Origin of the sequence: Vibrio campbellii CAIM 519 = NBRC 15631 = ATCC 25920, from assembly GCF_002163755.1 — a bacterium.
Taxonomy (GTDB): Bacteria; Pseudomonadota; Gammaproteobacteria; order Enterobacterales; family Vibrionaceae; genus Vibrio; species Vibrio campbellii.
The window spans coordinates 106,916-126,870 of sequence record NZ_CP015863.1; the positions used below are offsets into that span (position 1 = coordinate 106,916).

The window sequence follows — 19,955 nt, forward strand, 5'->3', positions numbered from 1 at the left end:
CAGTTATAACTGCCGTTTGAACTGTTTGATTTAGTTATAAAAAAAGCGACTCAAATGAGTCGCTTATCAATGCTAGGTGTTGAGCTGTTTACTTGATGATACCGCGCGCGCGTAGAATCGCGGTCTTAAAGTCGTCTTCTTGATCTTTCTTTAGACCCGGGATCATTTCGTCTTTACCGCTGTTGCGCATTTTTAGGTGGTAGATCAGCACGTCATCGGTCAGATCTTCCAATTTACCTTCATAACCTGCTTCGTTCGCCAGCTTCATGATGAATTGTAGCAAGTTCATTTCTTGGTCTTTGTGCCACTCAGGCTCGAGTAGCTCAAGCAGCTCTTCAATACGATGACACTTCATTTCTTTCTCCACATAATTTATAGGTGTTATTTGCTACTAAAGGTATCAAATTGCTCGGCGAACACCAAATAGGAAAAGGGTAGAGAGAAAAGAAAAAAGCGCGGTGGTTGCCGCGCTTTTTAATTAAGCTGCTTTGATAACTTTGTTTGGAACACTTGGCATAATCGCTGTTTTCTCAACCAGAGTCATTGCTGGCGCAACTTGTTTTGCCTTTGGCGCAGCAGTGAAACCACTGCGACGGCGCATTGCACTACGATTTGTATGTGCGAACCTGACTGTTGTTGGGCGCATTTAGATACCTAACTGCCAGGCATATCCATTGCCGATGTAATGGCCTGAGTCACTATGAGTTGAGCTTCAACTGCTTGAAGGGTGGCTCTGCTGGCTTTCGCCAATCCAAATAATGAATCAGGAATAACGATATGCATGCATATCATGTATAGGTTAGCATTCCTGCCATAATTGGTCGATAGTTGAGCAGTTGAATTGTATGGATTTTATGGTTTTTAGTGCGAAATCGAGACGAATTTTGTTTTGATCCGGTGATCAGCAGTAGTAGTATGAGATTTCTACAAAGGAGGTGCATATGTCATTTTTGAAGAAGACACTTGCGAGCTTTGGGATTGGCAGTGCGAAGGTTGACTCGATCCTGAACCAAGACGTGCTGTATCCGGGTCAAAGCGTGGATGTTTCAATCCATGTTTATGGCGGCGCAACGGAACAAGCGATCGATAACATCGATCTTAAGCTTTGCTGTCGTTACATCGCAGAAGCACCAGATGATCGTGGGGCGCGAGAAGGACACAGTATGCGTCGTGAACCGCAAACGCATGTGCTGGCCAAGTGGAACCTCCCGTACGCATTTACCATCCATCCGGGTGAAGATCGCACCTTTGCGGTCAAACTCGATGTGCCTTGGAACACCCCTGTCACCATCGGTGATGCCAAAGTTTGGTTAGAAACCGGCTTAGACGTTGCGATGGCGCTCGACCCAACCGACAAAGACATTCTTACCGTTAGACCCGATCCACTCATGGATGCCGTTTTGTCTGCTTTTGAATCACAAGGTTTACGCATTCGCCAAGTAGAGTGCGAAGAAGTCAAAGGCTTCGATCTACCATTTGTGCAAGAGTTTGAAATGGTGCCAACCGATGGCCCATATCATGGCGTATGGCGAGAGTTGGAATTTGTTGCTCATCGTGACGAGCAAAATCTCAAACTGTGGTTTGAAGTTGACCGTACTCGTACTGGTGCAAGTGGCATGCTGGCAAGTTTATTGGGAAGCGGAAAACTCAAACGTGAGCTGAGCATTCCGGTAAACACCAAACTGGACGAAGTTGGCTCGCTGATCCTCAATTACCTCGAACGAACCACGGCTGCCCACGAGTCTTAATTTAAGCTTACACGTGTACGCTTAATGTGCCATACTAGGGTTAATATTCAAAACTCTAGTAAAGGCGCGTTCATGTCCTCACCACAGAAAGCACAATACAGTCAGGGCGAAGAGCTAGCCAACTCCATTACTCATGGTATTGGAATGATCTTCGGTATTGTCGGTTTGGTTCTGCTTCTTATCAAAGCCGTCGATCATCAAGCAGACACACTGACCATTACCAGTATGGCGATCTATGGTTCTAGCATGATTGTGCTATTTCTGGCATCCACGCTCTACCATGCTATCCCATACCCTAAAGCCAAGCGTTGGCTGAAAACCTTCGACCACTGCGCCATCTATCTTTTGATTGCGGGTAGCTACACACCATTCTTGTTAGTAAGTCTGCGCACACCGTTGGCGATTGGGTTGATGATTGTGATTTGGACCATCGCGCTGATCGGCATCATCATGAAAGTCGCGTTTGTCTATCGATTCAAAAAATTGTCTTTGATGACGTATCTGGTGATGGGCTGGTTATCATTGATTGTGATTTACCAACTGGCGATAAATCTGGATATTGGTGGTTTGACGCTTTTAGCCGTGGGTGGGTTGGTGTATTCGATAGGGGTGATTTTCTACGTTGCCAAGCGAATCCCATTTAATCACGCAATTTGGCACGGCTTTGTGTTGGCGGGTTGTGTGTGTCACTTCTTCGCGATTTATTACTTTGTCGAGCCTATCTAGCTGATAGAGATAAACCCGACAAAGCATGTCTTGTCGTATTAGCGTGTTTTGACTTCTAATACTTCTGCTGAGAACTGGTATTGCTGCGATTGTGGCACTGCCAATTTGATCGCTTTACCTTGCTCGGCCTGTTGTGGGCGAAGGTAGGTATCTGCCAAACGTTTGATAGATTGCCAAACTGCGACGCTTTGTTTCGTCAATGGTTTGCCAGCCATATCGAATACCTGTACTTCCACTTCTACCTGAATCACCGATTGTGAGCTTTGGTTGGTGAGAGAAGTAGGGAAGATCAGTTCACCATCTTCGTATCTTGCCGAGCCAATCAATACATCCACACCTGAATCAGACAGCTGCATGGTTGGCTTCTTCGCGTTTACCACTACTGTAGTTCCGACTTTCTTATTCACAACCGGAATCGTCGCAACCTCTGTTGTAGGGGTTGGTGTTGCCACGGCTTCAACGGCGGTGGTTGAGGCTACGACAGCCGCCGCTTCTACTGCTTCAACTTTTTCTAGCGTGGTCTCTGTGGCTTTTGGCGTGGCCTTTTTCACGATATATTCCCACGTGAAGTCGTCGTTCAGTTTTACTTCGCGTCCATCCGCCAGTTTCACAACTTCGGCTGCGTAAACCGATGAAGAGGCGAGTAGGGTCGCCAGAGTGATCCATGTTTTCATTGTTATACCTTTTATTTGAGTCTGTTTAACGGCGCCAAAACGCAGGGAAGAACAGTACAAGAATGGTCAGAATTTCCAAACGGCCCATTAACATACCAAAGCTTAGCAGCCACTTAGCAGCGTCTGGTAAAGGCGCAAAGTTACCTTTTGGGCCAATCACGCTGCCCATGCCCGGACCTACGTTCGCTACCGCGGTAATCGAACCAGAAATACTGGTCACAGGGTCTAGGCCAAGTGCACTTAAGCAGCCTGCAATAAAGATGATGGTGATAAAGAACATCAAACCAAATGCCACTACTGAGCGAACGATATCGTCATTTACTGGGCGTTGGTTGTAGCGCTGAACGAACACGCCTGATGGGTGAATCAGCTTCATGATTTGCTTGTTAAGCAGCGTCATCGCGATCTGGAAACGGAAGATTTTAATCCCGCCAGAGGTCGAGCCTGAACACGCGCCCGCCATCATTAAGAAGGCAAACAGTGTGGTGGGCAAAGCGCCCCATGCGGTGAAGTCTTCTAGACCAAAGCCCGTTGTGGTGACGACCGACACGATGTTGAACATTGAAACGCGCAAAGCATCCAAAATGGTGTAACCATCGCGGAGCACCAGCCAAGCTGATATCACTAAGCTAGAGAACAAGAATAAGTAGGCAAAGCCACGAACTTGGGCGTCTCTAATTAACACCTCGAGGCTGCGTTTACGTAATGCTGCGACAAACAGTAGGAATGGCAGACCACCAAGGAACATAAAAGTAGTAGCAACCCAATGTGCACCATTGGAGAAATGGTTCATCGAACCATCTGACGTTGAGTAACCGCCTGTTGAGAGGGTTGTGAAGGCGTGGTTGATCGCTTCAAAAAGGTTCATGCCAGTCAGCAAATAGCCGACGATACACAAGCCTGTCAGCATCAAGTACACCAATACGATGTTCTTCGCGACGGTTTTGGCTCTAGGGCTGCTTTTGTCTGACCAATCGGAGGATTCAGTTTGGAACAGCTTCATACCACCAACGTTAAGCATCGGTAGGATAGCTACTGCCATTACGATAAAGCCAATACCACCCAACCATTGCAAAATAGAGCGCCACAATAAGATGCTTGGCGCCATATTATCTAAGCCACTTAACACGGTCGAACCCGTAGTAGTGATACCTGACATGGTTTCGAAGTAGGCGTCGGTAAAGCTAATGTGGTTGATAAACACAAACGGCAATGCAGCAAACGCACTGGCGATGGTCCATACCAGACTGGTGATGAGGAACATATCACGCACGCTGAGTTTGAATTTGGCGGTTCGACCAATCGTCAAACAGATGAATGCGGCAAGGTGGGTGATCACTACGGCTTGGGCGAAATCGAGGAATCCGCCCGTACCGGTGAAAAATGCGACCAAAGTCGGCACGTACATAAAAAGGGCCAGTTTGGATAGAACCAGCCCGATAACAAACAGTACGGGACGTAAGTTGACCATAGGAAAATCCTAGAGGAAGAATGGGCTCGGCTGGAACAGCGCTTCGACGTCTGGTACGTACTTTTTGTCGACCAGGAACATCACGACGTGGTCATCTTGCTCGATGACGGTACGATCGTGTGCGATAAGTACTTCTTCGCCACGAACGATGGCACCAATGGTGGTTCCTGGTGGGAGTTTGATATCGCCAATTGCGCGACCGACCACTTTAGATGTGGTTTCGTCACCGTGCGCAACGGCTTCGATGGCTTCTGCTGCGCCACGACGCAGAGAAGAAACGTTAACGATGTCAGCACGACGAACGTGCGTGAGTAGGGCAGAAATCGTCGCTTGCTGTGGGGAGATCGCTACATCAATCACGCCGCCTTGTACAAGGTCGACATAAGCGCCGCGTTGGATCAGCACCATCACTTTCTTTGCGCCCATGCGTTTTGCCAACATCGCTGACATGATGTTGGTTTCATCTTCGTTAGTCAGCGCAATGAACACGTCTACTTGGTCGATGTTTTCTTCGGTCAGCAGTTCTTGGTCTGCCGCATCGCCACAGAAAACGATGGTATTTTCTAGTTGCTCAGACAGCTTTTCTGCACGCTGATAGTTACGCTCAATCAGTTTAACACTGTAAGTTTGCTCAAGGCGTTTGGCTAAACTCGCACCGATGTTACCACCGCCAACAATCATGATGCGGCGGTAAGGCTTCTCAAGTCGCTGAAGCTCACTCATTACCGAGCGAATGTGGTTACTTGCAGCAACGAAGAACACCTCATCATCAGCTTCAATGATGGTAGTGCCTTGCGGGCGAATAGGACGTCCCTGACGGAAAATCGCAGCAACATGAGTATCGATGTGTGGCATGTGCTCACGCAGAGCAGACAGAGCGTTGCCCACAAGCGGACCACCGTAATAGGCTTTAACGGCTACTAGGCTGACTTTTTGCTCGGCAAAGCTTACTACTTGCAGCGCGCCTGGGTATTGAATGAGGCGCTCGATGTAGCTGGTTACCAACTCTTCTGGTGCGATAAGGTGATCGACAGGAATAGCACCAGACTTAAATAGGGCTTCTTTTTCTGCCAGATATTCTGGAGAACGAATACGTGCAACACGGTTGGGGGTATTGAACAGAGTGAACGCAACCTGACAGGCTGCCATGTTGGTCTCGTCGGTGTTGGTTACTGCGACAAGCATATCAGCGTCTTGCGCTCCTGCTTCATGCAGAACGTCTGGGTGGCTTGCGTGACCGTTGACCACTCGTAGGTCGTACTTGTCTTGCAACTCACGCAGTCGGTCGCCATTTTTGTCGACGATGGTGATGTCGTTATTCTCACCAACTAGGTTTTCCGCCAGTGTGCCGCCAACCTGACCAGCACCAAGAATAATGATTTTCATACTCTTTACTCGTTATCTGAAAAAGGCGATTGAATTCACTTCAATCGCCCTATTTAGCATGCTGTTACGCGTGTTTTTTTGTTAGCACTGCGTAGTAGAAACCATCCATATCTTCTTCACCTGGCAGAATCTGACGACCAGGTTGCTTTGGATCGGAGTCCACTAATTGCGCGTTTGCAGTGCGCGCTAAGAACGCTTTTACTTGTTCCACGTTTTCTTGTGGTGTGATTGAACAAGTTGCGTAAACCATGGTGCCGCCAGGTTTCAGTTGCGTCCACATTGCATCAAAAATTTCGCTCTGTAGTTCCGCAAGTGCGGCAATATCATCAGCACGACGTAGCCATTTGATGTCTGGGTGACGACGAATTACGCCCGTTGCAGAACATGGTGCGTCCAGCAAAATGCGATCAAATTGTTCGCCTTGCCACCATTCTTGAGGATGACGTGCATCGCCGCAAACCACTTTTGCCTGAAGGTTGAGACGTTTCAGGTTTTCGTGCACACGTTTAAGACGTGTGTCGTCGCAGTCAATGGCAACCACTTCGCTGCCAGACGTACGCTCAAGAATGTGTGCCGTCTTACCACCAGGTGCTGCACAGCAGTCTAGGATCAGCTCGCCATCTTTTGGTTCAAGATAGTTAATCGACAGCTGCGCTGCCGCATCTTGCACCGATACCCAACCTTTTTCAAAGCCCGGCAGTTTCATCACATCGCATGGCGCCGCCAATTTTAGGGCGTCCATTGCTTGTGTGTGTGGCGTGCTATCAATGTTTTCATTTTTGAGTAGCGCAAGGTATTCATCACGAGTGTGGTGCTGGTGGTTTACACGCAGCCACATTGGCGCTTTCTGGTTGTTGGCTTCAACAATGCTTTCCCACTGCTCTGGGTAAGCTTCTTGCAGCAGCTTTAGTAACCAGCTTGGGTGGCCATACTTGCCCGCATTGTTGCTGACCGCCATTTGGTCTAGTTCTTCTTGGTTGCGCTGGTAGTTACGCAATACAGCGTTGATAAGACCACGCAAGCGAGGGCCTTTCAGCTCTTTCGTGCCTTCAACCGTTTCACCGACTGCAGCGTGCGCAGGAATACGCATGAAGCTTAGCTGGTAAATACCAACCAAAATCAGGTGATGGAAAACGCGTTGTTTGCCTTTTAACGGCTTATCCATCAACTGGTTTGCAATCATTTCTAGGCGAGGGAGGTAACGTAGAGCGCCGTAACAGATCTCTTGCAGAAGAGCGTGGTCACGTGGTCGTACGTTTTGTTGAGCCGCTGGAAGAGCGCTTGAAAGTGAGTGGCCCTTGTCGACGACAAGATACAAGACGTTGGCAGCCGCAGCGCGAACATTCATGATGAGTACCTTAAAGTAAAGGAGGGCATCTCTGCCCTCTAAAAGTTCGTATTATTGGTGTTTGACACTATGGTTGGTTTTTTAAACCAGTTGAGTGCCAACTTCAAACCAAGATGCACGTGAGTTCAGAATATCTTGAACTGACATGGCTTTTTTACCCGGAACTTGCAGTTGTTCCAGTACCAATACGCCGTTGCCTGTCACAACATAGATACCGGTCTTATCTGCTTGCAAGATGGTGCCCGCAGGTTTGTCGCTGGTTTGCTCTTCAACACGGCTTTGCCATACCTTGATGCTGTTTTCAGCGGCTTCAAAGTGGCTCATTGGCCATGGGTTGAATGCGCGAACACAGCGTTCAATATGTGCCGCGTCGTCATTCCAATCGATACGTGCTTCTTCTTTGCTCAGCTTCTTCGCGTAGTTTGCTAGCTCGTCATCTTGCTTCACTGGCTTTGCTTTGCCAGCGGCGATATCTGCTAGACAGTCGATCAGTGCATCTGGGCCTAAGCCAGCCAGTTTCTCGTACATCGACGCACTGGTGTCACTTGCTTCAATCGGCAATGTCGCGATTTTTAGCATGTCACCCGTGTCCAGACCGATATCCATCTGCATGATGGTTACGCCAGTTTCTGCATCACCTGCCCAAATTGAACGTTGGATAGGGGCCGCGCCGCGCCAGCGAGGAAGAATCGAACCGTGTACGTTGATACAACCTAGTTTAGGTGTGTCTAGTACAACTTGTGGAAGTAATAAGCCGTAAGCAACAACTACCATGATGTCGGCGTTCAGATCGGCAAGCTCTTGCTTTGCTTCGTCTGATTTGAAGTTTTCTGGTTGATATACCGGAATGTCGTGCTCAAGCGCGATGGTTTTTACTGGGCTTGCAGTAAGCTTCTTACCACGACCTGCTGGGCGGTCTGGTTGAGTGTAAACCGCAATTACTTCGTGCTCCGAAGACAACAACGCCGCCAAGTGACGGGCGGCGAAATCCGGAGTACCTGCAAAGACAATACGTAAAGACTGACTCAAGGTAGGCTTCCTTCTAATTAAATTGTATCGAGATTAAGCGTTTTGCTGTTTCTCGTTAAAGCGTTTGATTTTCGCAAGCTTGTCTTGAATACGCTTACGCTTCAGTGGCGATAGGTAATCCACGAACAGTTTGCCCATTAGGTGGTCTAGTTCGTGTTGAACACAGATTGCTAGCAGATCGTCGGCTTCAAAGGTGTATTCTTTGCCATCGCGATCTAGCGCTTTAACCGTAACTTCAGCAGCGCGAGGCACAAGTGCACGCGCACCTGGTACCGATAGACAGCCTTCTTCGATGCCATCTTCGCCACGCTTTTCTAGAATCTCAGGGTTGATAAGCACCATAGGCTCATCACGAGTTTCAGAAATATCAATCACTACGATACGTTCGTGGATATCAACCTGCGTTGCAGCCAGGCCAATACCTTCTTCGTCGTACATGGTTTCAATCATGTCATCGACGATTTTTTGAATCTCAGGTGTCACCTCTTCTACAGGTTTTGCAACGGTACGCAGGCGATCATCTGGGAATGTTAATACTTGTAATACAGACATATTCACTCGAAATATTGAACTGTGCCGTAACAGCACAAACCTTGTTGGCTCAATTCTAGACATTTTATGACCTAAATGACAGCATCCTGATACCAATTTCCATTCTGGTAACTGCCTAACAGACCAAGGACGAGGGTCATGAATCGAATTTTCCGCAACGTTTCTCGTATTACGTTGCCGTTACTTTTCTCTTTCAGTGCCGTAGCAAACACGGATTCCCAACCACTTACCGTTAAAGATGATGCACCCAAAACTTACGTTGTGGTTAAAGGTGACACGTTGTGGGATATTTCGGCGATGTATCTGGATAGCCCTTGGTTGTGGCCTCGTCTATGGCAGGTAAACCCAGAAATTGATAACCCACATCTGATTTACCCTGGCGATAAGTTGTCGTTAGTGTGGATTAATGGCCAGCCAGTTTTAAGCTTAAAACCGGTCAAAAAGCTCAGCCCAAAAGCCCGTATCACGGAAAAGAAAGCAGTACCGACTGTGGCGGAAGGGTTGGTGATGCCATATCTGAAGTCTGATCGTTTAGTTGATGATGAGACACTAGATAATGCAGTGAAAGTGATAGGTAGCAGCAAAGGCAATAAGTTCCTTACTGCAGAAGAAACGCTGTACATCAGTGGTCAGCAAACTTCGACTGGGTGGGCCATCTATCGACCGGTGGAGACCTTTTCTCGCGAGGATGTATCACAAAAAATTACGGCTCTGCGTTTGATTGCGAAAGGAGAGCTTGTTGAAGCATCCAGTGAGTTTTCTGGTTTGAAGATCACCACGCAGCTGCAAGAGATTATCCGTAATGATATTGCTTTGCCGGTACAAGCGTTAGATAACGGCGACTTCACGGCGACGTTCTATCCTCTCCCATCCCCACAAGGCACCTCTGCCAAACTATTGGGTAACATTGAAGGTATTCGTTATAGCTCAACCAACCAAGTGGTGGTGATTGATAAAGGTACATCGGATGAACTTCGCCAAGGCAGCGTGTTTGACTTAAAAGAGGACTCGCATCCAGTATTCAAGAATGGAGACGACTTTGCTAAAGATAACGGTGTACTCGATACTGAGATTACTTTGCCAAAAAGCAAAGTAGGTGAGCTGCTTGTCATTCGTCCTTATGAATACTTTAGCCTCGCGCTGGTTACTAATAGCACCAAGCCAATTAATCAAGAGGTGTCTGTGGTTTCTCCTCTGGCTGAGGAATCAACCACCAATGACACCACAAAATGATATTGATCTCGCTGCCTGGTTAAAGCTTAGTTGTTTACCGGGCATCGGTGGGGTCAAGATGAATAAGCTGCTCAGCAAAGATACGCCGAGCAATATTGTCCAATACTCGACAGAGCAGCTTCAGCTTTTGGGCTTAGCGGCAAAACAGTTGCAAGCATGGTCGCAGGTCGATAAAGAAGTCGATGCTTGTCTGACTTGGGTTGCAGCTTCTTCTCATCATCATATTCTTACGTTGGCGGATGCTTTGTATCCGCCACTTCTCAAACAAACCGTCGCACCGCCTCCTTTACTCTTTGTAAAAGGAGAGGCGAGCTGTTTGTCTCAACCTCAAATAGCTATGGTTGGCAGCCGTAATGCCAGTGTGGATGGGCTACAACACGCAAGAACTTTTGCATCTGACTTGGTGCAACACGATCTGATCGTCACTAGTGGCTTAGCATTGGGTATTGATGGCCATGCTCATGATGGTGCGCTGTTAGCTGGAGGTAAAACCATCGCAGTGCTTGGCTCGGGATTAGAACAAGTGTACCCAGCAAGACACCGCGGCTTGGCGCAGCGAGTGGCTGAAACTGGAGCGCTTGTTTCAGAGTTTCGTCCAGATGCTAAGCCTCGCGCAGAAAACTTTCCACGTCGTAATCGAATCATCAGTGGTTTGTCACTGGGTGTTTTGGTGGTGGAAGCGGCTGAAAAAAGTGGCTCCCTGATTACGGCGCGTTATGCTTTAGAACAAGGTCGAGAAGTTTTCGCTCTGCCAGCTTCGATTAACGCACCCAACGCCAGTGGCGGTAATCAATTGATTCAGAACGGGGCTTGTCTCGTACAAAATACTCAAGAGGTGCTGAATGAAATACAGTCTTTGCTCGACTGGTCTATTAATCAGAGCTTAGATTTATTTTCTGCGCCAATTGATGAAGAAGAATTGCCATTTCCTCAGCTGTTAGCTAACGTAGGAAATGAGGCTACACCAGTTGATATTCTTGCAAGCAGGACCAATATACCTGTCCAAGAAGTCATGATGCAGCTCTTAGAGCTTGAGCTTTCAGGGCATGTTGTTGCAGTATCCGGTGGCTATATTCGAAAGGGGAGGGGCTAGCTATGATGATGGATATACTTATGTATCTATTCGAAACCTACATCCATAGCGATGCAGAGTTACAGGTCGAACAAGACGAGTTGGAAGATGAATTGCTTCGTGCAGGCTTCCAGCAAAAAGACATCTACAAAGCCCTTGTCTGGTTAGAAGAGCTGGCGGCATTGCAACAAAGCGATGAACATTCAGCCATTTCAACCTGCATTGCATCGGCATCGACACGTATCTATACCGCATCTGAGATGCAGCGACTAGACCTCGAATGTCGTGGTTTCTTGTTGTTCTTAGAACAAATCAATGTTCTGACCACAGAAACGCGTGAGATGGTCATCGACCGTGTGATGGGTCTTGAAACCAATGAGTTTGAGCTTGAGGACCTTAAATGGATCATCCTTATGGTGCTGTTTAATGTTCCAGGCAACGAAAACGCCTACACGCTGATGGAAGAGCTGCTGTACACCAAGGAACAAGGTATTCTTCATTAATATCTTCGCTTGAGCGGTGAGTATGAGTAGTAAAATCGATCACAACCTTTTCTCGGCACACGAGCATGCGCTTGAGCGCGAACCTTGCCCTAAATGCGGTGGGGAAGTTTCGCTTAAGCACGGTAAACACGGCCCTTTTCTAGGTTGTAGCCAATACCCAAGTTGCGATTACATTAAGCCGCTACACAGCAATGATGGTCACATTGTGAAAGAGTTGGGTGTGCCTTGTCCTGAGTGTGGCAACGAGCTGGTACTCCGCCAAGGGCGCTACGGCATGTTCGTTGGTTGTAGCCATTACCCAGCATGCCATCATATTGAGTCGATTAACCAACCTGAACCACAGCAGCAGGCAAAAGAGCAACATGCTTGCCCTGAATGTGGTAAAGGGCATTTGGTTGAGCGTAAGACCCGATTTGGTAAAACATTCTACGCGTGTGATAACTATCCGAAGTGCAAGTTTGCGGTAAACTTGCCGCCTGTAAGAGGCCGCTGTGAGGAGTGTGGATTTACCTTGTTGGTCGAAAAGAAACTTGCCAGCGGGGTTAAACTGCAATGCGCGAGCCGTAAGTGCCAGCATACTCAATCACAATAACTTTCAGTACGAATTAAAAAGGGTCGCATCATGCGACCCTTTTGCTATTTATTCCGATGCTTTTCTAGGCTTGCCACTGCTTGGCAAATTCATGCACAGCAGGGAAAGCCTGTTCACCCAAAACATCTGCTAATGCACAAAGTTTGCGATTAAGTTCGCCAGTATAGTCACCACATACGTTGATGTGACCCATCTTGCGACCCGCACGTTTTTCTTTGCCGTACCAATGAATGTGGCAACCATTCATCGCTAACAATGCTTCTGGTAGTGTGTCTTCACCAAGAATATTAATCATCGAGGTTTCACGAACCAGTTTCGTGCTACCCAAAGGCATGCCACACACGGCGCGTAGATGGTTCTCAAACTGACAAGTTTCTGCACCCTGTTGAGTCCAGTGGCCAGAGTTGTGCACGCGTGGTGCGATTTCGTTAACCAGCAAAGTGCCGTCAACGTCAAAGAACTCCAAAGTTAACACGCCAACGTAATTCAAGTTGTTGGCAACAGCTGTTAACATCTGTTTTGCTTGCTCTTGCAACTCTGGCGCATCAATCGCAGTAGAAAGGCTCAATACACCATTGGTATGGACGTTCTCTGCAAGTGGGTACACTTCAATGCTGCCATCTTTACCGCGAGCACCAACCAGTGAAACTTCGCGGTTAAAAGGGACAAATTCCTCAGCAACAATCGCTTGAGTTGGTGTTGCCGCGATGCACTCTGCCATCTCTGTCCAAATGTTTTCGACTTGAGAAGCTTCTTTTAAGCGCCACTGGCCTTTACCATCGTAACCACCCAAGGCACTTTTCAGAACCATTGGCATTCCAACATGTTCAATTGCGCGGTCAAAGTCTTCGCGAGTTTCGATGACGTAGTATTTCGCGTTACGCACGCCAGCAGCATCAAGTAATGCCTTTTCAATGCGGCGATCCCCACCTGCTTTGATGGCTTGCGTACTTGGTAGGAACTTGCCGCTCGCCTCGCAAACATCGAGCACATCATGTGGGATATGCTCGAACTCAGCAGTAATGACGTCGACTTGTTCAATTGCATTCTCTAAGCCGCTGCCTAGTACGTGCTGAGTCAGTGGGTGAACGATATTACCGCTGCCCACGTCGTAAGCTGAGATTTGAATATTCAGTGGCGCACCAGCCAGAGACATCATACGAGCCAACTGACCCGCACCAAGAACCAGTACATGCATCTGATTAGTCCTCAGCAGGGTTTGGGTTTGGGTTTGCCAATACGGTTTCCGTTTGTTCGTTACGGAACGCTTCGACTTTTGCCATGATCGTTTCATCATGTGTACCAAGGATTTGAGCTGCCAGGATGCCAGCGTTTGCTGCGCCTGCTTCACCAATCGCCAATGTACCAACCGCAATACCTTTTGGCATCTGTACGATAGAAAGCAGTGAGTCCATGCCTTTCAGAGCACGAGACTGAACAGGGACGCCAAGTACCGGAACGCTAGTAAACGCCGCCGCCATACCTGGTAGGTGAGCAGCACCGCCAGCCCCTGCGATGATGACTTTAATGCCACGTTCTTTCGCGCTGCTTGCGTAATCAGCCAACAATTGAGGAGTACGGTGAGCTGACACCACCTTTGTTTCGTAAGACACGCCAAATTGATCCAGCATGTCCGCTGCTAGTTTCATGGTTGGCCAATCTGATTTAGAACCCATGATGATACCGACTTTCATCTCAAACTCCTTCAAGCTGCAAAATTAGGTGAGCTGATAAATTTGTGCGCATTATACGGGGATTTTTACCTCAAGCAAACGTTTGCGTGTGTTTGTAAATGCTATTGATACATTTTATAAACAAATTGCTTTAGTCTCTGAGAATGAATATTTGTACACTTAGTACAAACACAACAGAAAAGATTATCAGGAAGTATCGGTGGAGAACTTTGAACAGGTGCTAAAAGCACTACAAACAGGTGAAGTGATTGCCTACCCAACAGAGGGGGTGTTTGGTGTTGGATGTGACCCAGATAACCCGGAAGCGATTCAAAAACTGCTAGAGCTAAAACAGCGTCCAGTAGAGAAAGGTTTAATCCTTATTGCTGCGAGCTATGAGCAGCTTCTGCCTTATATTGATGAATCTCAGCTGACTCAAGAGCAATTAGATCAAGTCCATGCAACTTGGCCTGGGCCATACACGTGGATCATGCCTGCAAGTGACAAAGTTTCTCACTGGGTATCGGGACAATTTGATTCAATCGCAGTGCGTGTGACGGATCATCCTTTAGTACAAAAGATGTGTAATGCGTTCGGAAAGCCGCTAACCTCTACCAGCGCGAATCTTACAGGTCAGCCTCCTTGTATGACGACGGAAGAAGTTGAAGAGCAGTTAGGCGATAGACTTGTGGCGATCTTACGTGGTGAAACCAGCGGTCGTGACAAGCCGAGTGAAATTCGTGATGCTAAAACCTCGCAAATATTAAGACAGGGCTAACCCTGCTAGTCAGCAATTAATAGGTACTACACGTATGTCAGCAATCGATAAGCACGCCGTAAAGCAGTTCTTGATGTCCCTTCAAGATTCCATTTGTCAGCAGTTAGAACAAGAAGATGGAAAGGCCGTCTTTGTCGAAGATGCATGGCAACGTGAAAAAGGAGAGCGTCTTGGTGGCGGTGGCCGTACTCGCGTATTGCGTGATGGTCATATCTTCGAGCAAGGAGGAGTGAACTTCTCTCATGTAGAAGGTAATGAAATGCCAGCATCAGCGACGGCACATCGTCCAGAGTTAGCGGGTCGCCGTTTTGAAGCAATGGGTGTCTCCTTGGTTATTCACCCTAAAAACCCTTATGTACCGACTTCGCACGCCAATGTCCGCTTCTTTATTGCAGAGAAAGATGGCGAAGACCCAATCTGGTGGTTTGGTGGTGGTTTTGACCTTACGCCTTTCTATCCTTTTGACGAAGATTGCCAATCATGGCACGACACAGCAAAACAGCTTTGTGCGCCATTTGGTGACGAAGTTTACCCAGAGCACAAAGCGTGGTGTGACAAATACTTCTTCCTTCCACACCGAAATGAAACTCGTGGTGTTGGTGGCCTGTTCTTTGATGACTTAAACCAGTGGGAATTCGACAAGTGTTTTGACTACATCAAAGCGGTTGGTGAGGGATACTGCCAAGCGTACCTACCGATTGTTTCTCGTCGTAAAGACATCGAGTTCGGTGAGCGCGAGCGTGAATTCCAGCTTTATCGTCGTGGTCGCTACGTTGAGTTCAACCTAGTGTACGATCGCGGCACGCTATTTGGTCTGCAAAGTGGCGGTCGTACAGAGTCAATTCTTATGTCGATGCCACCACTTGCACGTTGGGAATACAGCTACGAGCCACAGACTGGCTCTCCAGAAGCTGAACTTTACGAGCGATACCTAACTCCACGAGAGTGGTAAGCGTTGAATCTCCTTTTCTACATAGATAGATAGTGATAGGGTCATCGGTACTCAGATGGCCCTATTTTTATATATGGGTAAGGAATAAAGGTAAGGAAATGACTCTGCAAATTGATCGTTATGCCGTGTTTGGTAATCCTATCGGACACAGCAAGTCACCATTCATTCACACCTTGTTTGCTCGTCAAACCAATCAGTCATTGGTGTATACCGCAGAAACTGCCCCTGTTGATGGCTTTGTAGAAGCAGCAAAAGCTTTTTTCGCTGACGATGGGAAAGGGTGTAACGTGACAGTTCCTTTTAAAGAAGATGCTTATCGATTTGCCAATCGTCTTACTGAGCGAGCAGAGCTAGCCGGTGCTGTGAACACACTGAAGAAGTTAGACGACGGAGAAATAATTGGTGACAACACCGATGGAGAGGGCTTGGTACAAGACCTACTCCAGCATCAAGTCGTATTGGAAGGCGCGAGAATTCTGGTCATTGGCGCTGGTGGTGCTGCTCGTGGTGTGATTAAACCACTCCTTGATCAGAAACCTGCTTCTTTAACGATTACTAACCGTACTTTTAGTAAAGCACAACAGCTTGCAGACTTATTTGTCTCACACGGTCCTATTGTAGCGAAGGAGATGACTACAATAGAAGAAGCGTACGACGTGATTATTAACTCAACCTCTGCTTCATTAAACGGCGAGTTGCCAGCGGTCTCTTCTGCTATCTTTTCCACCAATAGCACTAGCTACGACATGATGTATGGCAAGGGGTTAACAAGCTTTAACCAGTGGGCGAAAGAACACGGAGCGGCTCATGCTTATGATGGCCTTGGAATGTTGGTCGGACAGGCGGCTGAAAGCTTTATGTTATGGCGTGGTTTGCGTCCTGGCGCGAAGCAAATACTCAGAGAATTAAGAAAGAACCTCGAAGGTCAATAAGAGATGAATCAATCCATTCTATTCCCAGACATGCAATTATGGGATGAAGCATCACAATCAATCAATTTCGCAGCCCAACAGGCTGGCGCATTGATTGAATGCTACGTAACCAAACAAAAGTTAGAAAAGTTGAGTGGCTTAATCATAGCTAATGAGCAAGCTGCTATTGAGGCTTTCGTTGATAATCGCTTTGATCTAGAAGAAATAGCAGAAGAGTTAATAGAAGATGAAGCCTTCAATGAAGAAGGCCACATCATCATCGACTAGCTGACTCTGCCAGACTACTTATTGATGTCTTCCACCTCATTAATGTAGTCGTTTTTGTTTTGTACATAATTGTTGGCAGACTTTTGTAGGAAAGCTTGCTCTTGTTCTGATAATGGGCGAGCTTGTTTTACTGGGCTTCCCACATATAGATAGCCGCTTTCTAACCTCTTCCCTGGTGGGACTAAACTGCCTGCACCTATCATTACGTCAGATTCTACAACCACATTATCCAAAACTATCGCACCCATACCTACTAATACGCGGTCGTGTATCTCGCAGCCATGCAACATTACTTTGTGACCAATGGTGACATCATTACCTATGATGAGAGGATAGCCGAGTGGGTTATCCGCATTCTTATGTGTCACATGAAGCACGCTGCCATCTTGAACGTTGGTACGGTCACCGATATGAATGTGGTTTACATCGCCACGAGCTGCAACCAATGGCCAGATACTAGAATCATCACCAATTCGGATATCACCGACTAAAACAGAGGTTGAGTCGACGTAGACACGCTTTCCCAACTGAGGACGTATACCTTTATAACTTCTAATTGAACTCATCTTTATTCCTTATAAAGCGCTAATAACGGTGATATTTGATAAGAAGAATAGTAAAAACTCGCCTTTTAGAATAAAAAACACTCAAACGGCAAAAAAATCAAAAAAAACGAGAAAAAGGGCTTGCCAATGTGATCGCAATCTCTATAATGCCACCTCGCTGACACGGCAACGCTTCGAAAGAAACGAGGTTGAGTTGGCAAGCCAATTAGCCAAGCGGAAACGCTTGAAAAAAGTTTGAAAAAAGTGATTGACACTAAACTTTAACTCGCTAAAATGGCCGTCCGATTTGAGCAAAGCTCAATAGGAAAGTTCTTTAACAATATAGACCTATCAATCTGTGTGGGCACTCGTTGATGATAATCCAATTAGAAGCTTCGGCTTCAAATTAGGTTTCAATGAAACGAAGTGACCATTGAATCGAAAGATTCAGCACAGTCAATTAAAACATTACTTTATGTAATGTTCAGTATTCATTGAGCCGAACAAAATCTTAAATTGAAGAGTTTGATCATGGCTCAGATTGAACGCTGGCGGCAGGCCTAACACATGCAAGTCGAGCGGAAACGAGTTATCTGAACCTTCGGGGAACGATAACGGCGTCGAGCGGCGGACGGGTGAGTAATGCCTAGGAAATTGCCCTGATGTGGGGGATAACCATTGGAAACGATGGCTAATACCGCATAACGCCTACGGGCCAAAGAGGGGGACCTTCGGGCCTCTCGCGTCAGGATATGCCTAGGTGGGATTAGCTAGTTGGTGAGGTAAGGGCTCACCAAGGCGACGATCCCTAGCTGGTCTGAGAGGATGATCAGCCACACTGGAACTGAGACACGGTCCAGACTCCTACGGGAGGCAGCAGTGGGGAATATTGCACAATGGGCGCAAGCCTGATGCAGCCATGCCGCGTGTGTGAAGAAGGCCTTCGGGTTGTAAAGCACTTTCAGTCGTGAGGAAGGTAGTGTAGTTAATAGCTGCATTATTTGACGTTAGCGACAGAAGAAGCACCGGCTAACTCCGTGCCAGCAGCCGCGGTAATACGGAGGGTGCGAGCGTTAATCGGAATTACTGGGCGTAAAGCGCATGCAGGTGGTTTGTTAAGTCAGATGTGAAAGCCCGGGGCTCAACCTCGGAATTGCATTTGAAACTGGCAGACTAGAGTACTGTAGAGGGGGGTAGAATTTCAGGTGTAGCGGTGAAATGCGTAGAGATCTGAAGGAATACCGGTGGCGAAGGCGGCCCCCTGGACAGATACTGACACTCAGATGCGAAAGCGTGGGGAGCAAACAGGATTAGATACCCTGGTAGTCCACGCCGTAAACGATGTCTACTTGGAGGTTGTGGCCTTGAGCCGTGGCTTTCGGAGCTAACGCGTTAAGTAGACCGCCTGGGGAGTACGGTCGCAAGATTAAAACTCAAATGAATTGACGGGGGCCCGCACAAGCGGTGGAGCATGTGGTTTAATTCGATGCAACGCGAAGAACCTTACCTACTCTTGACATCCAGAGAACTTTCCAGAGATGGATTGGTGCCTTCGGGAACTCTGAGACAGGTGCTGCATGGCTGTCGTCAGCTCGTGTTGTGAAATGTTGGGTTAAGTCCCGCAACGAGCGCAACCCTTATCCTTGTTTGCCAGCGAGTAATGTCGGGAACTCCAGGGAGACTGCCGGTGATAAACCGGAGGAAGGTGGGGACGACGTCAAGTCATCATGGCCCTTACGAGTAGGGCTACACACGTGCTACAATGGCGCATACAGAGGGCAGCCAACTTGCGAGAGTGAGCGAATCCCAAAAAGTGCGTCGTAGTCCGGATCGGAGTCTGCAACTCGACTCCGTGAAGTCGGAATCGCTAGTAATCGTGGATCAGAATGCCACGGTGAATACGTTCCCGGGCCTTGTACACACCGCCCGTCACACCATGGGAGTGGGCTGCAAAAGAAGTAGGTAGTTTAACCTTCGGGGGGACGCTTACCACTTTGTGGTTCATGACTGGGGTGAAGTCGTAACAAGGTAGCGCTAGGGGAACCTGGCGCTGGATCACCTCCTTATACGATGATTACTCACGATGAGTGTCCACACAGATTGATACGGTTTATAAAGTAAAAGAGATAGAACATCTCCCAAGATGTTCAACTTAGTGTCCCGTTCGTCTAGAGGCCTAGGACACCGCCCTTTCACGGCGGTAACAGGGGTTCGACTCCCCTACGGGATACCATTGGGTCGTTAGCTCAGTTGGTAGAGCAGTTGACTTTTAATCAATTGGTCGCAGGTTCGAATCCTGCACGACCCACCATTCTTCTCCACGAAGAATTAAAACTTATGTGGGCGATTAGCTCAGTTGGGAGAGCACCTGCCTTACAAGCAGGGGGTCACTGGTTCGAGCCCGGTATCGCCCACCATTCTCTAAGTATTTTTGGATAGGAATTCCAAACCACTTCAGTAAAACGTACGTGGTT

21 protein-coding genes, 3 tRNA genes and 1 rRNA gene are annotated in these 19,955 nt (G+C 47.6%); 14 read left to right on the plus strand and 11 right to left on the minus strand.

Annotated elements, in window-relative coordinates:
* Positions 1-88: 88 nt before the first annotated feature.
* Both A8140_RS00530 and A8140_RS00535 read right to left on the minus strand, forming a co-directional pair.
* Entirely contained in the window at positions 89-355 is a 267-nt protein-coding gene (locus A8140_RS00530) for a YihD family protein (protein WP_005429763.1), read from the minus strand.
* A 123-nt stretch (positions 356-478) separates the two neighbouring features.
* Positions 479-646, minus strand: a complete 168-nt coding sequence (locus A8140_RS00535; protein WP_005536917.1) for a hypothetical protein — start codon at positions 644-646, stop codon at positions 479-481.
* A gap of 295 nt (positions 647-941) precedes the next feature.
* Between A8140_RS00535 and A8140_RS00540 the strand changes: the two genes are divergently transcribed.
* Complete coding sequence (locus A8140_RS00540) at positions 942-1,748, plus strand: sporulation protein (protein WP_038863570.1); 807 nt, start codon at positions 942-944, stop codon at positions 1,746-1,748.
* A 72-nt stretch (positions 1,749-1,820) separates the two neighbouring features.
* Positions 1,821-2,474: a PAQR family membrane homeostasis protein TrhA gene (gene trhA / locus A8140_RS00545; RefSeq protein ID WP_005535516.1), complete on the plus strand. Its 654-nt coding sequence runs from the start codon at positions 1,821-1,823 to the stop codon at positions 2,472-2,474.
* A 38-nt stretch (positions 2,475-2,512) separates the two neighbouring features.
* On the opposite strand, the gene A8140_RS00550 is transcribed toward trhA, so the two are convergent.
* From A8140_RS00550 to def, 6 genes are all read right to left on the minus strand, one after another.
* Positions 2,513-3,148: a DUF3157 family protein gene (locus tag A8140_RS00550; protein ID WP_005535515.1), complete on the minus strand. Its 636-nt coding sequence runs from the start codon at positions 3,146-3,148 to the stop codon at positions 2,513-2,515.
* Between the two features lie 25 nt (positions 3,149-3,173).
* Positions 3,174-4,619 (minus strand): TrkH family potassium uptake protein, encoded by a 1,446-nt coding sequence (locus tag A8140_RS00555; protein ID WP_005535512.1) that lies wholly within the window; start codon positions 4,617-4,619, stop codon positions 3,174-3,176.
* A 9-nt stretch (positions 4,620-4,628) separates the two neighbouring features.
* Positions 4,629-6,005, minus strand: coding sequence for a Trk system potassium transporter TrkA (gene trkA / locus A8140_RS00560; RefSeq protein WP_005535511.1), 1,377 nt, complete (start codon positions 6,003-6,005; stop codon positions 4,629-4,631).
* 64 nt (positions 6,006-6,069) lie between these two features.
* Positions 6,070-7,353: a 16S rRNA (cytosine(967)-C(5))-methyltransferase RsmB gene (rsmB, locus tag A8140_RS00565; protein ID WP_005535508.1), complete on the minus strand. Its 1,284-nt coding sequence runs from the start codon at positions 7,351-7,353 to the stop codon at positions 6,070-6,072.
* 81 nt (positions 7,354-7,434) lie between these two features.
* Positions 7,435-8,382 carry a methionyl-tRNA formyltransferase gene (gene fmt / locus A8140_RS00570; RefSeq protein ID WP_005535506.1) on the minus strand — a complete coding sequence of 316 codons (948 nt, stop codon included), beginning with the start codon at positions 8,380-8,382 and terminating at the stop codon, positions 7,435-7,437.
* Positions 8,383-8,415: 33 nt separating this feature from the next.
* Complete coding sequence (gene def / locus A8140_RS00575) at positions 8,416-8,934, minus strand: peptide deformylase (RefSeq protein WP_005535504.1); 519 nt, start codon at positions 8,932-8,934, stop codon at positions 8,416-8,418.
* A gap of 138 nt (positions 8,935-9,072) precedes the next feature.
* On the opposite strand from def, the gene A8140_RS00580 reads away from it, so the two are divergent.
* The 4 genes from A8140_RS00580 to A8140_RS00595 are packed head-to-tail and all read left to right on the plus strand — an operon-like array spanning position 9,073 to position 12,334.
* Positions 9,073-10,167, plus strand: coding sequence for a LysM peptidoglycan-binding domain-containing protein (locus A8140_RS00580; protein ID WP_005535502.1), 1,095 nt, complete (start codon positions 9,073-9,075; stop codon positions 10,165-10,167).
* The gene (gene dprA / locus A8140_RS00585) at positions 10,151-11,260 is read left to right on the plus strand and encodes a DNA-processing protein DprA (RefSeq protein WP_005535500.1); all 1,110 of its coding nucleotides are present in this window, start codon (positions 10,151-10,153) and stop codon (positions 11,258-11,260) included. Before A8140_RS00580 ends, dprA begins: the two co-directional genes overlap by 17 nt.
* Before the next feature lie 2 nt (positions 11,261-11,262).
* Positions 11,263-11,742, plus strand: coding sequence for a DUF494 family protein (locus A8140_RS00590; protein WP_005429833.1), 480 nt, complete (start codon positions 11,263-11,265; stop codon positions 11,740-11,742).
* A 22-nt stretch (positions 11,743-11,764) separates the two neighbouring features.
* A complete protein-coding gene (locus A8140_RS00595) occupies positions 11,765-12,334 on the plus strand; it encodes a DNA topoisomerase family protein (protein ID WP_005535498.1) in 570 nt (189 codons plus the stop codon).
* Positions 12,335-12,398: 64 nt separating this feature from the next.
* Here the strand turns inward: A8140_RS00595 and A8140_RS00600 are convergent, their stop codons facing one another.
* The gene (locus A8140_RS00600) at positions 12,399-13,532 is read right to left on the minus strand and encodes a 5-(carboxyamino)imidazole ribonucleotide synthase (protein WP_005535497.1); all 1,134 of its coding nucleotides are present in this window, start codon (positions 13,530-13,532) and stop codon (positions 12,399-12,401) included.
* 4 nt (positions 13,533-13,536) lie between these two features.
* Positions 13,537-14,028 carry a 5-(carboxyamino)imidazole ribonucleotide mutase gene (purE, locus tag A8140_RS00605; protein ID WP_005535494.1) on the minus strand — a complete coding sequence of 164 codons (492 nt, stop codon included), beginning with the start codon at positions 14,026-14,028 and terminating at the stop codon, positions 13,537-13,539.
* A 199-nt stretch (positions 14,029-14,227) separates the two neighbouring features.
* On the opposite strand from purE, the gene tsaC reads away from it, so the two are divergent.
* From tsaC to A8140_RS00625, 4 genes are all read left to right on the plus strand, one after another.
* Positions 14,228-14,785 carry an L-threonylcarbamoyladenylate synthase type 1 TsaC gene (gene tsaC / locus A8140_RS00610; RefSeq protein WP_005535492.1) on the plus strand — a complete coding sequence of 186 codons (558 nt, stop codon included), beginning with the start codon at positions 14,228-14,230 and terminating at the stop codon, positions 14,783-14,785.
* 34 nt (positions 14,786-14,819) lie between these two features.
* Positions 14,820-15,737 carry an oxygen-dependent coproporphyrinogen oxidase gene (gene hemF / locus A8140_RS00615; protein WP_005535491.1) on the plus strand — a complete coding sequence of 306 codons (918 nt, stop codon included), beginning with the start codon at positions 14,820-14,822 and terminating at the stop codon, positions 15,735-15,737.
* A gap of 98 nt (positions 15,738-15,835) precedes the next feature.
* A complete protein-coding gene (gene aroE, locus A8140_RS00620; RefSeq protein WP_005535489.1) occupies positions 15,836-16,669 on the plus strand; it encodes a shikimate dehydrogenase in 834 nt (277 codons plus the stop codon).
* A gap of 3 nt (positions 16,670-16,672) precedes the next feature.
* Positions 16,673-16,936, plus strand: a complete 264-nt coding sequence (locus A8140_RS00625) for a DUF1488 family protein (RefSeq protein WP_005535487.1) — start codon at positions 16,673-16,675, stop codon at positions 16,934-16,936.
* Between the two features lie 14 nt (positions 16,937-16,950).
* On the opposite strand, the gene A8140_RS00630 is transcribed toward A8140_RS00625, so the two are convergent.
* Positions 16,951-17,502, minus strand: a complete 552-nt coding sequence (locus A8140_RS00630) for a gamma carbonic anhydrase family protein (protein WP_005535485.1) — start codon at positions 17,500-17,502, stop codon at positions 16,951-16,953.
* 492 nt (positions 17,503-17,994) lie between these two features.
* Between A8140_RS00630 and A8140_RS00640 the strand changes: the two genes are divergently transcribed.
* From A8140_RS00640 to A8140_RS00655, 4 genes are all read left to right on the plus strand, one after another.
* Positions 17,995-19,547 (plus strand): 16S ribosomal RNA (locus A8140_RS00640).
* A 91-nt stretch (positions 19,548-19,638) separates the two neighbouring features.
* A tRNA-Glu gene (locus tag A8140_RS00645) sits at positions 19,639-19,714 on the plus strand.
* A 2-nt stretch (positions 19,715-19,716) separates the two neighbouring features.
* Positions 19,717-19,792 (plus strand) — tRNA-Lys (locus A8140_RS00650).
* 30 nt (positions 19,793-19,822) lie between these two features.
* Positions 19,823-19,898, plus strand: a tRNA-Val gene (locus A8140_RS00655).
* Positions 19,899-19,955: the final 57 nt, after the last annotated feature.